14 protein-coding genes and 1 pseudogene are annotated in these 15,314 nt (G+C 36.3%); 7 read left to right on the top strand and 8 right to left on the bottom strand.

Going from position 1 to position 15,314, the window contains the following annotated elements; all coding sequences use genetic code 11:
* Positions 1–38: 38 nt before the first annotated feature.
* A complete protein-coding gene (locus E4O01_RS12695) occupies positions 39–1,178 on the top strand; it encodes a vWA domain-containing protein (RefSeq protein ID WP_253692548.1) in 1,140 nt (379 codons plus the stop codon).
* A gap of 107 nt (positions 1,179–1,285) precedes the next feature.
* Positions 1,286–2,899 (top strand): ATP-binding protein, encoded by a 1,614-nt coding sequence (locus E4O01_RS12690; RefSeq protein ID WP_253692547.1) that lies wholly within the window; start codon positions 1,286–1,288, stop codon positions 2,897–2,899.
* A gap of 38 nt (positions 2,900–2,937) precedes the next feature.
* On the opposite strand, the gene E4O01_RS14930 is transcribed toward E4O01_RS12690, so the two are convergent.
* The 5 genes and pseudogenes from E4O01_RS14930 to E4O01_RS12670 all read right to left on the bottom strand — a co-directional run bounded on the left by E4O01_RS14930 (position 2,938) and on the right by E4O01_RS12670 (position 5,529).
* Complete coding sequence (locus E4O01_RS14930) at positions 2,938–3,042, bottom strand: HNH endonuclease (RefSeq protein ID WP_371819577.1); 105 nt, start codon at positions 3,040–3,042, stop codon at positions 2,938–2,940.
* A 170-nt stretch (positions 3,043–3,212) separates the two neighbouring features.
* Positions 3,213–4,100, bottom strand: coding sequence for a DUF262 domain-containing protein (locus E4O01_RS12685; protein ID WP_253692546.1), 888 nt, complete (start codon positions 4,098–4,100; stop codon positions 3,213–3,215).
* 74 nt (positions 4,101–4,174) lie between these two features.
* Positions 4,175–4,393 carry an adenine-specific methyltransferase EcoRI family protein gene (locus E4O01_RS12680; protein ID WP_253692545.1) on the bottom strand — a complete coding sequence of 73 codons (219 nt, stop codon included), beginning with the start codon at positions 4,391–4,393 and terminating at the stop codon, positions 4,175–4,177.
* Positions 4,362–4,520, bottom strand: a complete 159-nt coding sequence (locus E4O01_RS12675) for an adenine-specific methyltransferase EcoRI family protein (protein WP_253692544.1) — start codon at positions 4,518–4,520, stop codon at positions 4,362–4,364. Before E4O01_RS12675 ends, E4O01_RS12680 begins: the two co-directional genes overlap by 32 nt.
* A 31-nt stretch (positions 4,521–4,551) precedes the next feature.
* A pseudogene (locus tag E4O01_RS12670) lies at positions 4,552–5,529 on the bottom strand (adenine-specific methyltransferase EcoRI family protein).
* 175 nt (positions 5,530–5,704) lie between these two features.
* On the opposite strand from E4O01_RS12670, the gene E4O01_RS12665 reads away from it, so the two are divergent.
* The 5 genes from E4O01_RS12665 to E4O01_RS12645 are packed head-to-tail and all read left to right on the top strand — an operon-like array spanning position 5,705 to position 11,282.
* Positions 5,705–7,720, top strand: coding sequence for a helicase (locus tag E4O01_RS12665; RefSeq protein WP_253692543.1), 2,016 nt, complete (start codon positions 5,705–5,707; stop codon positions 7,718–7,720).
* A gap of 19 nt (positions 7,721–7,739) precedes the next feature.
* Complete coding sequence (locus tag E4O01_RS12660) at positions 7,740–8,504, top strand: prolyl oligopeptidase family serine peptidase (protein ID WP_253692542.1); 765 nt, start codon at positions 7,740–7,742, stop codon at positions 8,502–8,504.
* Positions 8,505–8,517: 13 nt separating this feature from the next.
* Positions 8,518–9,552, top strand: a complete 1,035-nt coding sequence (locus tag E4O01_RS12655) for a virulence RhuM family protein (protein WP_253692541.1) — start codon at positions 8,518–8,520, stop codon at positions 9,550–9,552.
* 20 nt (positions 9,553–9,572) lie between these two features.
* On the top strand, positions 9,573–10,460 hold the full coding sequence (locus E4O01_RS12650) for a DMT family transporter (RefSeq protein ID WP_253692540.1): 888 nt from the start codon (positions 9,573–9,575) through the stop codon (positions 10,458–10,460).
* Positions 10,461–10,493: 33 nt separating this feature from the next.
* Positions 10,494–11,282, top strand: coding sequence for a sulfite exporter TauE/SafE family protein (locus E4O01_RS12645; RefSeq protein ID WP_253692539.1), 789 nt, complete (start codon positions 10,494–10,496; stop codon positions 11,280–11,282).
* A 1-nt stretch (position 11,283) separates the two neighbouring features.
* Here the strand turns inward: E4O01_RS12645 and E4O01_RS12640 are convergent, their stop codons facing one another.
* From E4O01_RS12640 to E4O01_RS12630, 3 genes are all read right to left on the bottom strand, one after another.
* Entirely contained in the window at positions 11,284–12,183 is a 900-nt protein-coding gene (locus E4O01_RS12640; RefSeq protein WP_253692538.1) for an adenosine deaminase, read from the bottom strand.
* A 109-nt stretch (positions 12,184–12,292) separates the two neighbouring features.
* On the bottom strand, positions 12,293–13,060 hold the full coding sequence (locus tag E4O01_RS12635) for an alpha/beta hydrolase (RefSeq protein ID WP_253692537.1): 768 nt from the start codon (positions 13,058–13,060) through the stop codon (positions 12,293–12,295).
* Positions 13,061–13,132: 72 nt separating this feature from the next.
* Positions 13,133–15,244 (bottom strand): methyl-accepting chemotaxis protein, encoded by a 2,112-nt coding sequence (locus tag E4O01_RS12630; protein ID WP_253692536.1) that lies wholly within the window; start codon positions 15,242–15,244, stop codon positions 13,133–13,135.
* Between the last annotated feature and the right edge of the window lie 70 nt (positions 15,245–15,314).

The raw sequence follows: 15,314 nt of genomic DNA, 5'->3' as shown, positions 1-15,314 counted from the left end.
CTATTTAAAAAATAAGAATTTAATCCGATAATTAGTATATGCAAAAAAGTAAGTTTTTATTGATTGTTATTGTTTTTTTTTCTGTTTTTCTTGAAGCTGAAGACTTAAGCATTTCAAGGGAAGATTTGCTTGTTATACAAAACCCCAAGGGCGGTTATCATTTATACATAAGAGCTAAGGCCGATATAAAAAGTGTACTTTTAACCGAGACAACAAAGGATCCCGATTTAAAGTTGGATAATTATGCCTACCGTGATCCCAATTATAATGAAATAAACGGAGACGAAAAACGCCTTTTAAACGGCGAGTTTTTACTGCCCGAAAAAAAGCTTTACAGCCTTATAGATTCGACTCCCGAAATAAATACCCCTCTGGGTGAAGCCTATCATATTTGGATTCCCTATGTAGTTTTGTACGGATATGATTGGTCGCGAAGCGGTGAGGTCGAAGTAAAGGACGGAACCTTTTTTAATATCCGCACCTTTTCAAAACCTTACGGGGATTATACGGGAATTTTTCAGGATAATCCCTTTACTTTGAGAGTAACTCAAAAGCCCGTTAAAGAAGACCCGTCCCCCGACCTTGCCTACAGCGATGAGGCTGTAAAAACCTTTACCGACCTGGCCGACAGTACTGAAGGAGAGATGATTTATGCAAAGGGCCCTGAGGATATTCTCCCAATTATAAAAGAAATTTTAAAAAAGGGAGATAAAGATCATCTTGATTTACTCTTTGCGTTAGACTCCACTGAAAGCATGATGGATGATATTGCGGAAGTGCGTAAAAACATAAGTTCAATGCTTGGCGACATTCTTCCTCAATATAAAACTTATAGAATTGCTTTGATTTTGTACAAGGATTATCGTGAAGATTTTTTGGTGAGAGAGGCTTGCGTTTTTACGGATAACTTAAAAAAGTTTGAAAAAGCCCTTTACGGTTTTAAAGTTTTCGGCGGAAGAGATATTCCCGAAGCTGTCTATGAGGGCATCTTCTTGGGACTTCGTCAGTCATGGCGTGTTTTGGATGCCGATGTGGATAAAAAGTTAATTTTGATAGGCGATGCCCCTCCTCATCCAAGACCTCGCGGAAAGGTAACAAAAGAAAATGTAGATAAACTTGCCGCTGAAAAAGGCGTAAAAATTTACCCGATAATACTGCCTCATAGTTTATCATATTAAAACTATTAGGATAAATTTTTCAATCAAACTTGTATAACTTTATTTAGACTCAAAACATTGAATAATCTTCTATTTTTGTGTTATAATCTTATTTAAGGAGGCTTATCATGGATTTTGATTTATCCCGAAAAGTACCTATAGGGATTCAAAGTTTTGAGGACCTGCGCAGAAAAAAATTTTTATATGTAGATAAAACTCTATATGCTTTTAAGTTGGCCAATTTAGGTAAGGTATATTTTTTAAGCCGCCCTCGCCGATTCGGCAAAAGCCTTTTTCTTTCTACACTCAAAGCCTACTTTTTAGGACAAAAAGAATTATTTAAAGACTTGTACATCGAAAAAGCCGAGGAAAAGAGAGCCGAATTTGAAAAAACGGATGCTTGGATTGAATATCCTGTTTTGTACATGGATTTTAATATAGGCAAGTACGATGAGCCTCATTCCTTAAAAAGTCATTTAAACCTTGCCCTAAGTCAATTTGAAGAAATATATGGAGCTAACAAACAAGAAGAAGAACCAGCCCAACGCTTTGCAGGGATAATTCAGAGAGCTTACGAAAAAACCGGCCGTCAAGTAGTTATTCTGGTAGATGAGTACGACAAGCCTCTATTACAAACCATGGGAGTAGACGAAGCTTTGAACGAAGAGTACCGCAACATCCTCAAGGCCTTTTACTCGGTAATAAAAACTTGCGATCAGTATATCCGTTTTGCCTTTTTAACGGGAGTAACAAAGTTCAGTAAGGTAAGTATCTTCAGCGATTTAAATAACTTACAAGACATAAGTATGCTCAATGACTATGCCGAAATATGCGGTTTAACTCAAACTGAAATAGAAAGCACCTTTAAGCCCGAAATAGAACGATTGGCAAATAACACTAAAAACTCATATACCAAAATGCTTGAAGAATTAAAAAAGAGGTATGACGGCTATAAGTTCAGCGTTCTAGGAGAATCGGTATATAATCCCTTTAGCATATTAAACACTCTTAACTCAGGTCAACTAAAAAATTACTGGTTCTCAACAGGGACACCGACCTTTTTGGTAAATTACTTAAAAGATGCTTATTACAATATACCTAAGCTTGATGGAAAGGTTGAATTAAATGAGTCGGGTATAGAGCTATATAAAGCAGATGCAAAAAATCCCCTCCCCATACTTTTTCAGTCGGGATATTTAACAATAAAGGAATATGTGGAAGAAGCAGATCTGTATCGCTTAGGCTTTCCTAATGATGAGGTGCGCTACGGCTTTTTAGAAAATCTTTTACCTGCATACACCTCTCTTGGGCCTGACGAAACAGGTGTTTCGGTATGGGAGTTTGTAGAGGATGTAAGAGCCGGGAATGTAGATGAGTTTATGGAAAGGATGAAGGCTATAATAGCCGGAGTTCCTTATGACAACTTGCCTAAAGACAAACTAAACTTAAGAGAGCAAAACTATCAGACGGCAGTTTATTTAATCTTTAAGCTTATGGGGCAATTTGTAGAAACTGAAATCCACAGTTTAAGGGGCAGGGCTGATTGTATAGTGCATACGAAGGATTCGATATACATTTTTGAGTTTAAGCTGATGAGTGCAGGCACAGCCGAAGATGCGATAGCTCAGATAAAAGAGAAGGGCTATGCCGAGCCGTACAAGACAACAGGAAAGAAGATAATTTTTATAGGGTCAAGCTTTGATGAGGAGAAAAGAACTATCGGGGAGTGGAAGGCGGAATAGAAAATATCCTGTATTAAATTGGTTTTCTGTAAAGTAGTTTATCTATTACCCTTTGCCCGGTTATGCGTTTTGCAAAGCATTTGACAGTTTGAAATATCGGTCGAGCCGCCGTTAGTCCATGCTGTTACATGATCGGCTTCCATTTCCGAAAGTTTCCAAATTTTATTTTGATTGTTATCGTTTCCTAACGCACACAGGGGACAGTTCGAACAACCTTTTGATATCGCTTCGGTAGATTGTGTTTTATATACTGCTTGTTTTACAGGCTCGTCAAAGATTCTTATCTCAAGGAGTTTTTTATCTTGTTCTCCGTCTAAAATGTATTCGTAAATCCCCTTTTTATTTTTAACAAAAAATCTGCATAGAGTTTTTTTATACGGGCGGAAACTTTTTGAGGATTGTAAGAATTTTTGTGATAACGTTCATACAAAACTCCCCATTCAAGCCCACGCATTTCTTTTTCTAAATCGATAAATACTGTGGAAATCCAGTCGATCACGGAATTAAAATATGATTTTAATTCCAAGATGTTAGTATCATGTCTGTGCCTGCTCATATATTCGCTTATGTTTCCGCGGGAAACCCAATCAAGTGCACAGTGTAAAAAATCTTGCCGGTTTACACTGCCCAAAATGTAAGCGTTCCATTTTTGAATATGAGAATTTTGGCTGTTGCTGAATTCCTCTTTTGCCTTTGTTACAAATTCGCCTGAATGAATGGCATTTAACAGCTCCTGCTCATTGAGCGGTATTCCTGCAATGTTTATTGTTTTAAACCATTCTTTTATTTCGCTTTCTGTTCCTTCACATTCGTAAATCAATAATTTTGTTTGCAGAATTTTATTTTGCAAATCGGAAGCTAATCCGCTAAAATATTGTTCCATGCCGTGAGTGTCTTTTATGGCGAATTTTCCAGTGACAAATCGCCCGAAGCTGGTAATGCGCTGCTGTCCGTCCAAGACTTCAAGTTTGCCGTCAGGGGTTTTGTTAAAATAGATTAAGCCGAGCGGATAACCCTTGAGGATGGAATCGATAACAGCAATGTCTTTTTTCCCATCCGCATAAATATAATTACGCTGATATTCGGGCTGTATCGTTAATTTCCCTGAAAGACCGAAAAGTCCCTTGCCTTCGTATTCGTTGTACACAAAGCCGTCGCAAATATCTTTTATTGTAATGTCTGTCCGCAATGTGGTAATCATCATCCGTCTCCGTAGGGATAATTATAACAGAAGTTTTTATATTTTTTAAGTACTTAGATTTTCTCGACATATTGCTATTTATGCAGAATAAAAATTCTTTTATAAATTCCTTGACCGTTGATAACCGGAGCATCGTATCTGCTATGCGGCTTTTTGAATTCATCCAATTGTCCGTCTCCTCCTCTATCCGTTGTCCATAATATCTCAAATTGTTCAGGACAGTATTTATCTAGAAAACTGATGGGTACTCCCATTACACCGTTACATTTTGTGTCTGATGAGGATTCGGGCATAGGTTTCCCGTCCTGCGATTGTAAAACGGTGTCCGTAGTTTGGATTATCGGCGACATACCGATCAAGTCCGATGATTTCAAATTGTTCGGGGCAGTATTTGTCGAGGAAGCTGATGGGGACTCCCATAATGCCGTTACATCTTGTGCCTGATGACAGTTCAGGCGCAGATTGTCCTTGTTCGGTTCGATGTGATGTGGAGCGGACTAACAAATTGTGAAAGTTCTTTTGTGTTTGTCAAGAGGGTCACATCATTTTTCCGGTAATCGCTGGGGATTGCATCGGTAAACGGCACTTCAATTGCGTCATAGTTATCGTATTTCTGATACGGCTTCCCTTTCAGTTTTTTATTGAACTTGATATTATCCGCCATCGTCATGAGTTTAAGCGGCTGATGCCGCCGTCCGTGGTCAAGGTTGGTAAACCAAACAGAAGGACTATTCTTCATTTTCTTGCCATCTATTATTTTATCAACATCATTTGTATCTATTGTTTCAAACCATAACCCTCCAACCCATTCGGTTTTTCCTGTCCATATTTTATTCTCTTTAATGAGCGGGAACACTTCTTTATAGGTAACCGCATTTTTATTTCCAATGATAGCAAATTTTTTATCTGCTTCTACAATCCATGCTAAAAATTCCCGAAAGAGAGAAAAGGGGGGATTCGTTATAATGATATCCGCTTCATCCCGCAGTTTTTTTACCTCTTCACTTCTGAAATCGCCGTCCCCATCCATGTAGTGCCATTACAAGTCGTTGATGTCGATTTTGCCGTCCTCATTTTTATCGGCGGTGAGGGTAAATATTTTTCCCTTGACTTTTGTTTTATCAACATCAAATAGAGGATTTTCAGTTTCAAAGAGAGTCGGCTGCCAATCCCATTTTATTCTTTTATTTTCAACTGCATAACTGGTGCTGATAAGTTTTTTCAATCCGAAATTAACAAAGTTCTGGGCAAAAAACTTTGTAAAATTGCTCCATTCAGGATCATCGCAAGGAAGTAGAATCGTTTTATCTTTAAAAACGTTTGTATCATATTCCAAATAAGCATTTATTTCTTTTTGAATGTCGGAATATTGCGTGTAAAATTCATCGTTTTTTGCCGTTTTTGCGTTATGTAAGTTTTCGTTTGCCATATTTTGATATTTTATCATTTTAATCGATATTTTTCTATCTCTTTTGTTTAACAATCTTTTTTAAGTTTAAGCATCCAATCGGTAAAATTTACTAAGCCTTCTCCTACTTTTATTTTTTCCCCTTATGTGATAAAATACTACCTCGCTAAAAAGCTTTCGGTAAGAGGAGGAAAAGATGAATCCCAAAGATGTTGTCGAGTGGCGGGAAAGCCTTGTAAAATTGCCCGACCATAATTTTTTTGATTTAATGCAGCTTTATTTGGGAAAAATCAAAACTCCCTTTAATAAGCAAAGACTTGCAGAACAGCTGAGTGCTTTTTTACGAAAACCTGCGATACAAGAAAAAATTGCAGAAAGTCTCGATTCTCACGATATATTGATTTTAAAAGCCGTAAAAGAAATTCCCAATCCTACGCAGGCGATGCTCTCTTTGTTTTTTTCAAAAAAAATATCCTACGCCGAATTATCAGAAAAACTTTTAAATGCGGAAGAACGCCTGCTATTGTACCGTGTTCAAAACAGCGACGGTGATAAGGTTTATAAGGTTAATCCTCTTTTACAAAAAACTATAGAGCCTTTTTTATCGAACAATCTTTTTTTTATGCCCGAAAAATCGGGGCAGGCAAAAGCTAAAGAAATAAATATAAACGATACGGCCCTTGCCGGGCTTTATTCCTTTTGTATTCATAACGAAACCGTTTTAAAAAATGACGGTTCTTTTAAAAAAAGATATGAAGATTTACTCAAAGAAATTTTTCCTTGGTTTTCGGAAAAGACAAAATATATTTACTCTATTTTTTCGGCATGCGAATCCTTAGGGCTTATTTTTAGGACGGAAAACGGCTTTACAGTTCAAAGAGCAAAATGGGAGGCTTTTTCTCAGTTAAACAAAACTGAACGTTTGATATATTTTACTGCTGCTTCTTTATTTAAAACGAGAAAGGAAAATTTACAAAAACTTGTTTTAATTCTTTTTGAATTTTTAAACGGTTTTTATGATAGTACCTATTATGAAGAAGATGATGTAGAACAATTTTTTCTTCTTTTGTGTATGCAAAATTTTTCTTCATCCTTTATTAAAAATGAAATTGACATCCTTCATTTAAATTTTATAGAGATTGCTGAAACCTTCGGTCTTTTATGCAGGGATAAGCATTTGATTTATTTGAACCCTGAGCTTTTAAAAAATGTAACTGAACCTAAAAAGCCTCTTTTAATAGATCCATCTTTTGAGGTTACCGTTTTACCTGACAGCAATTTAAAAAGCCTTTTAGATACAGCGGAGTGTATGGAGCCGGTCTTAATTCAAATGACGGGAAAATTCGAAATTACAAAAAAAGCATGTTCGAAGATTTTTCAGTTAGGATTTACTTCCGAGAATGTGTATAAAATTTTATCGGAGGCAACAGGGCATGAGATTCCTCAAAATATAAGAGTTTCAATAAACGAGTGGTATAAGAATTTTACTTCACTGGAATTATACAGCGGTTTTGTAGTTTCTGTTGCCAAGGAAAAAGAAAAATTTTTTGAGCTCGATACTCCTTTAAAAAAGCTTGTCCATAAAAAAATAGCAGAGGGGGTCTATCTTTTAAATGTTCAAGATTTAAAAGATTTTGAACAAGCCGTTTACAAAAGCGGTTTGGAATTTATCTTTTATAAAAATAGACCTCTCCAATCTCCTTCTGTAAGAAATTTTCAAAGGCTTAATTTATTTTCTCAAAAAGAAAAAAAGGATTACACAAAAAAACTTGATTGGGTAAAACATCAAAAAGAAAGGGAAGATAAATATTCAAAGACCTTATCGCAATTAAGTGCAATACTAAAAGATTTACAGTTAGCAAAGGAAGATACCAAAATTGTAAGCGGCAGGATAAACCGTAAAGCTATAATTACGGAGGAGCAGCTTAAAGACGGAGTTTTTAAGTTTACAAAAAAGGAAGCATCCGGGCTTGATTTTTTGGGAAAACAAAAAATAGCGGAGCAGGCAATCCTAGGTAAACACATCCTTGAAATAGAGTTGAACACAGAAAAGGGTCCGGAAAAAATAAGCGGAGTTCCCGAGGAAATTTTAAAAGAAGAAAAAGATGCCCTTCTTACTCTTGCGTGCGATAATCCTAAGGATAGGTTGAAAATTTCTATTGCTCATATTTCAAAGATAAAGCTGATTCACAATTCTATTTTTTCGGAATGACCGTGCTGAGGGAGGCGTTATGGGAAAATACAAAAATCAAAATATAATAGAAGAGAGGGTCGAAATAGAAGGCATACCCTGCCTGCGTTTTTATCCTGCAAAGATGAGCGGATTTCTTCCGCCTTTTCCTACTTTATTTTATTATCACGGCTGGTCTTCAGAAAAAAATAAGCAAAAGCTGATGGGCTATGTTTTTTCCACCTTGGGATATCAAGTAATCTTACCCGATGCTGTCCACCACGGTGAAAGAAATAAGTTTGAAGATTATGATGAGGCTTTAAACGAGTTTTTTTTGCCTACCATTATGCAAAACCTTGCCGAGTTTCCCATAATAAAAAACTATGCCATAAAAAATTTTAATTCAGATGAAAAACGCCTTGCAGTTTCGGGACATTCTATGGGCGGTTTTACTACAGCAGGAATCTTTACCCATAATCCGAGCATTAAAACTGCGGTCGTTTTTAACGGTGCCTGCGATTGGCAAAATGCAATCCTTCAAATCGAAAAAGAATATGATGAAGCCCATATCGAATTTGATGAGGCAACAAAAAAAGCTGATCCCGCACAAAACATCGACAAACTCATAGATCGGCCTCTTTTTCTTTTACACGGAATAAAGGACTCTCTCGTTTCTTACAAAATCCAAAAACAATTTTACGACTCAACCCTTCCGCTTTATAATAATAAAGATTTATTAAGGCTTATGAGTGTCGAAAGAATGGATCATTATATAAGTATTCAAATGCTCGACGAGGCCGTTTTATGGTTAAGTGAAAATCTATAAGGAGGTTTGAAGGATGAATGATTTAAAGGAGCTTTCGTTTTTGATGTACACCTCAAAAGAGGAAAACGTATCGGTTAATGTGATTGTAAAAGATGAAACCATTTGGCTCACTCAAAAAGGAATGGCGGAGCTTTTTGGTGTAGGAGTACCTGCCGTATCCAAGCATTTAAAAAACATCTTTGATGAGGGAGAGCTTAATGAAAAAGTGGTTGTTTCCATTTTGGAAATAACCACTGACCATGGTGCTATTCCCGGAAAAACACAAACGAAGGATACGAAGTTTTATAATTTAGATGCAATCATCTCGGTGGGTTACCGTGTGAATTCTCAAAAGGCAACAAAATTCCGTATTTGGGCGACAGGGGTTTTAAAAGAGTACATGATAAAGGGTTTTGCCCTTGATGATGAAAGATTAAAACAGGGTAAAACCCTTTTTGGCAAGGACTATTTTAGAGAATTATTGGAGCGAGTCCGCTCAATCCGTGCAAGTGAAAGGCGTATATGGCAGCAGATAACTGATATTTTTGCCGAATGTTCTATAGATTATGATAAAGACAATCATATTACAAAAGATTTTTATGCTATGGTGCAAAATAAATTTCATTATGCCATAAGCGGAAAAACTGCCGCTGAAATTGTATACGAGAGTGCAGACAGTAAAAAAGAAAACATGGGGCTTATGACATGGAAGAATTCTCCGAATGGTCGTATTTTAAAATCGGATGTCAGCATCGCAAAAAACTATCTTGATGAAAAATCGATAAAAAGACTTGAACGGGCTATTACCGGATATTTTGATTATATCGAGGATATCATAGAAAGAGAAAATACCTTTACCATGCAGGAATTTTCTCAAAGTGTTAATGAATTTTTAGCCTTCCGCCGATATGACATTCTTCAAAATAAGGGAAAAGTTTCATATGCCAAGGCAAAAGAAAAAGCCGAATCCGAATATGATATATTCAATAAAACACAAAAAATAGAATCGGATTTTGATCGGGAACTAAAAAAACTTTTAAAAGAAAGATACGATATAGGGGATATGTAAAAGAATTTAGGAGTTGAAAAATGAAATTAACATCAAAACAAAAGGGTATTATGTTTTTAATTTTTTCGGCGCTTTGCTTTGCATCGATGAATTTGTTGGCAAAGCTTGCAGGGGATCTGCCTTCGATGCAAAAAGCTTTTTTTAGAAATCTAATAGCGGCTGTTGTGTCATTTGCTGTTCTTATACGCTCAAAGGAAAAATTTAATTTGGATAAAAAAAATCTACCATTCTTTTTTATGCGGGCGATTTTTGGGACCATGGGAATTGTAGGAAACTTTTATGCGATAGAACACATGCTTCTTGCAGACGCTTCTATTCTTGCAAAGTTAGCGCCCTTTTTTGCCATCCTTTTTTCGTTTTTGTTTTTAAAAGAAAAAATAAAGCTGTATCAAATTCTTGCCGTGATAACGGCCTTTTCGGCAAGCCTTCTTATCATAAAACCTGCTTTTGCAGATAAGAGTCATGTTATTGCAGCCCTTATAGGAGCCTTTGGGGGAATGATGGCCGGGGCAGCTTATACCTGCGTGCGCTACCTTTCAATAAAAAAAGAAAAAGGTGCAACTATAGTTTTTTTCTTTTCGTTTTGTTCGATATTGATTCTTCTTCCCGTATTTATCATATTTTATCACCCGATGAGTCTTTTGCAAACTATAACTCTTTTGATTGCGGGTCTTGTAGGAACGGGCGGGCAGTTTTGTGTTACTGCCGCTTATGCCCATGCTCCGGCGGGTTCAATTTCGGTTTATGATTATACGCAAATAGTTTTTTCTGCACTTTTCGGCTTCGCTTTTTTGGGAGAGCTTCCCGACCGGTGGAGTTTTTTAGGTTTTGCTATAATATTTGCAGTAGCTCTTTTTATGTTTTTACACCATGAAGATAAGGTAAAAAAGCATTTAGGTGCAAATTGATGTTTACCGAAAAAATAGTATAAGAGGTTCTTTATGTATATATCGATACAGGCAATGATTTTTTTATGTTTTTGTGTTTTTCTTGCAGGTTTTGTAGATTCGGCTGCCGGCGGGGGAGGGCTTATTTCTCTCCCGGCTTATTTTTTTGTAGGCCTTCCGGCTCATACAGCAATAGGCTGTAATAAATTTTCGGCAGCCTGCGGGACGACCCTTTCAACTTTCCGTTTTTTTAAACATGGGGCTCTTGAATGGCGTATAGCTTTGGTTTCGGCCGTTTTTTCTTTTGGAGCCTCTTATATCGGAATGAAAATTGCCCTCAGAATTGACCAAGGCATTTTAAAAACTGCTTTGATTTTAATATTTCCTGTGATAGCGGCTGTTCTTTTGATAAAAAGAAATTTCGGCAACGAAAACAAATCCAAGGAAATTCCTCAAAAAAAGGCTTTTGTTTTGGCCGGCTTAATAGGTGCTTGTGTAGGTTTTTATGACGGGCTTATAGGACCGGGAACAGGTACAATTGCAATTATAGCTTATTCCGCATGGATGAAATACGACCTAAAAACAGCCTCAGGAAATGCTAAACTCTTAAACTTAGCTTCAAATTATGCTTCTTTGACTGCTGCTTTACTGAATAATAAGGTTGTTTTTTCCATTGCGGCGCCGGCAGGGATATGCGGTGTAATAGGTAATTACTTAGGTGCCGGATTTGCTTTAAAGAAAGGGGCTGCCTTTATAAGGCCTCTTATGATTGTGGTTATAATTTTATTGTTTGCAAAATTATTTTATGACGTCTTCGGCGAAATGATACTAGGATTATTTTAGATTATCTAATTGCCATCAGCTTGTCGGCTTCTTTTTCGGTTATAATTTTTTCGCTTACGAGGTCATAAAACTGCTCGCTGTTTGTTTTCCCAAAAAAGAGAATATCATCGGTTCCTATGCTTATCGGTACACCTGCATCCATCATTTTACGTAATGGATGAGATTTTAGGTCTTTGACCGCTCCCAGCATCACATTGCTTTGGGGGCAAACATTGCAGCGGACCTTTCGCTCTGCTAAAAACTGCAGGACCTTGTCGCTTTGGGCTGCTCCTATACCATGCTGAACCTCGTCTAAATCGAACATTTCAACAAAGTGTTTTACTGAAGCCGCATCCGAAAATTCACCGACATGGGCTTTTTTCTTTAAGCCGTATTTTTCTGCCAATTTGAATATATATACGCACTGTTCTATGCCCTCGGAAATTTCGGGTCCGTAAAGGTCAACATTTTTAAAAACCTTGCTTTTCATCATGGGTTCTACCCATTGTTTTAAAAAATTTTGGTCTATGGTTTTTGATATTCCCAATTCGGGAATGATTTTGATTTTATTTTTATATTTTTTTACTATATAGGTTATAGCGCGTAAAAATGCATCCAAATCCCCATTGAATTGTCGTATAAAGCCTATGTCTATAGAGCCTTCAATATGAACAACATTGTCTTCAATTGCATTTAATATGGACATTTCTATTAGGTCTATAACATGCTGCGCTGTAGTACATGCAGGACGAGTATATTGGCCGATTATTTCATGCATTTCATCAAGCCCGTTCATTTTGCGAGGAAAATTTGGAATTTCAAAGCCCGCCCACTTTTTATATCTAGAATAATTCATACTTAAATTTAAATGATTATGAGTATCAGCTTTGGGCTGGTTTTTATAATAATCAAAATCTCTCATTAATTCTTCCTTGTAACCATATAGTATAAAGTATATCACTCTTTTTTAAAAAAGTCATATAAAATATACAACAATCCTGCAATATTGTCGGTAAATTTTATTAAAAAGTTTAATCCTTTAAGAATTCTATTATTTTTTTTGCTACAAGCTCCTTTTCAGCATCGTTCGTAACTATATGGCTGCTCTTTTCAAGTAGTAGATATTCGTTTTGCGTTCTTAAATTTTTATCGATGAGTGTTTTTACCTTAAAAGGTACTAGCTTATCTGCTTTCGATAAAATTGTCAGGCTTTGAGATTTTATAAAAACCATGTTTTTTAAAGCCAATCTTTGTAATTTGTAAAGATCAGCCGTTTTTGCCAAGTATTCCACTCCGTTATAATCCGAAATAGCTCTCCCGTATTCAGGATCGTTTTCATACGGCTTTTTGACGGTAGATATTTTTTTGACAAAAAACTTTAAAAGAGGAGTTAGTTTTATCCGGTTATCCGTTGCAATGAAGGCCGGGGCGCATAGAAAAATCTTTTCAGGGTTAAAACGGGCTGCTATTAGAGCGGTCAACACGCCTCCCATTGATAGACCGCCCACAAAGACTCTTTCATACAATGCACAGAGATCTATGTATTCATCGCATACTTTGCGCAGCCAATCTTTCCAGTTTGTGCTTAAAAAATCGTCTTTATTTGTGCCGTGACCGGGAAGACGCGGTATATATACATTGTAGCCGGCTTCATTTAATTGGCGCCCCAGCCAAATCATCTCCCTAGGAGAACCCGTGTAGCCGTGAATAAGCAAAATAGCCGGGGCAGTTTTTAGGCCTTTTAAAAAAAACGGCTTTGTCGTATCGGAAAGTTTTATAGGGTAATTATCAAAAAACACGAAAAATCTCCTTAATAAAAAATTTAAGAGTATCCTAACATTATATATCTTTTTTTACAAATAAACTAGATATTATACCTTAAATTTTTTAACCTCTTCGGACAATATTTCAATGCTTTTTTTGTTTTTTTGGCTAATCCGGGTTACTTCCTGTATGCTCAGATTTATTTGTACGGCTCCGGATGCCATTTCACTCATGCTATTGGTTATAATATCGGTTAAATTGTTAAGTTTTTTCATCTCATCAGCAACTGCTTCTCCTCCCTCCAGCATTTCTGCCGAACCGTATGTAACTCCTTCTGTTATGGAATTTATTTCTTGAATAGCAAAAAGAACTTCTCTACTTCCGTTTTCTTGTTTTTTCATGGCATCCGTAAGATCTCGGCTCATCATCTTTACTTGATCGGATAACTTAAAGATAAAATTGAATTGTTCTTCTGCTTTTTTTGCAGATCCCGAAAGAGTCTCTATTTCCGTACTTAAGTTTTTAAGTGTGGATGTAATTGTTTTAGCTTGTGTTGCCGATTCTTCAGCTAGCTTTCTGATTTCATCAGCTACGACTGCAAAACCTTTTCCGGATTCTCCGGCATGAGCAGCTTCAATCGCTGCATTCATAGCCAAAAGATTTGTCTGGCTTGCAATGTGTTGAATGACACTTGATGCTTCTAATAGGCTGCCTGATTCCTCTGCTATTTGCTGAGTAATGGTATTGGAACTTGCAACATTTTCTTTTCCGCTTGCAGTTGCATTGGCAAGCTCCCCAATCATATTATCAGTTTTTTCGATGGTTTGAGTGATTGAGCTTATATTTGCCGTCATTTCCTTGATAGCGGATGAAGATTGTGCAACGCTTGCTGCTTGAGATTCAATGCTTTCATTTTGGTTTTGAATACGGTTTATGATTGTATCTATTGTCTTAGATGTGGTGTCTACACTTGCTGCCTGTATACCTGCTTGTTGTTTTACTCCGTCTATACTTGCGTTTATTTGATTTACTGCACTTGCTGTTTCAGTCATATTGCTTGCAAGTTCGTTACCTATGCTGCTCATGATTTGGGTATTTTTTTCAAAAGAGCTTATTGCGCTTCCTATTTGTTCCATTGCATTGTTAAAATGTAAGGATAGTTCCGCTACTTCATCCCGTGAATTGATGGGAAGCCTAACCGTTAAGTCTCCCGAAGCAATTTGTTTAAGGGCTTGTCCAATTTGAAATAGAGGTTTTACAAGAATTTTTTTCATAGAGAAAATAATAGTAAAAATAAGCACAAAAACAAAAACTGCTGCAATTATAATATTTAGTGCAAGCAATCTGTAAAAATCTTTAAATATTGTTGCCTTTGTGACTTCTATTGTTATATAAATACCCGTGTCTTCTATTGGAGATATAAATAATAATGTTTTTCCGGTTTCAAATATCTTTTCATTGTCCGGCCTAGGTTCAAAAATTTTTTTGCCTATTATATCTTTGTTTTTATTATTTAAACAGATTCCATTTTTATTTACCAAAGATAAAGAATACCTGGTTATATCGTTAAATTCCAAATTTTCGAAGTACAAGCTCAAAGGTGTAAGCCCCAGATCTATGGTGACAACCCCCAATTTTTTTTTGTCTAAAAGAATGGGTGCTGTTGCGGTAATCATGGGTACTCCGGTGATCTCGTCATTGTACAACTCACTCCAAACCAGTTTTTTATTTTCTGATATACCGTCATTTTTATACCAATCGAATTTTTTGTAATCATTTTTTTCATTACTGTATTCCCAAGTCATTTTTACCTCATTGTTTTGGGTGTACCAATAGGGGCCGTAAAATTTTTCTCCTTTGATAACATAGGGTTCAAGCCAGAAGCCACCGCCTACTATCGTGTGATCGGATCCCATAGTTGTCCGGCTTATATCGTTGAGAAATTCAAGATTTTCAAATCCAATATTAGAAATGAATAGGGCATAGTCCATAGATTTTGTTTCTATTTTTGAAAAAATTGAGTTGTAAATTATATTTGCTTCATTATCCAGGCGAGCAGATAGACTTGTTCTTATATCTTCGATAATGACCGATGAAAATTGTTTAAAGATTATTATTCCAAGAAGACTTGCCGAAAAAATAAAGACGCAGCACACTACAATAGATATTTTAAAAATAAGACTTCTACGGGTCTTTTTTTTATCCTTATTTGTTTTCACTTTTTTACTCCTAGTTACATTTTATTAAATATTCTTTATTATTTTATCATACTATATAACATAATAGAAG

The sequence above is a fragment of the Treponema sp. OMZ 790 genome (assembly GCF_024181285.1).
Classification (GTDB): domain Bacteria; phylum Spirochaetota; class Spirochaetia; order Treponematales; family Treponemataceae; genus Treponema_B.
Note: the sequence above shows the minus strand (reverse complement) of the source record. Positions and strands in the feature narration are given on the sequence as shown.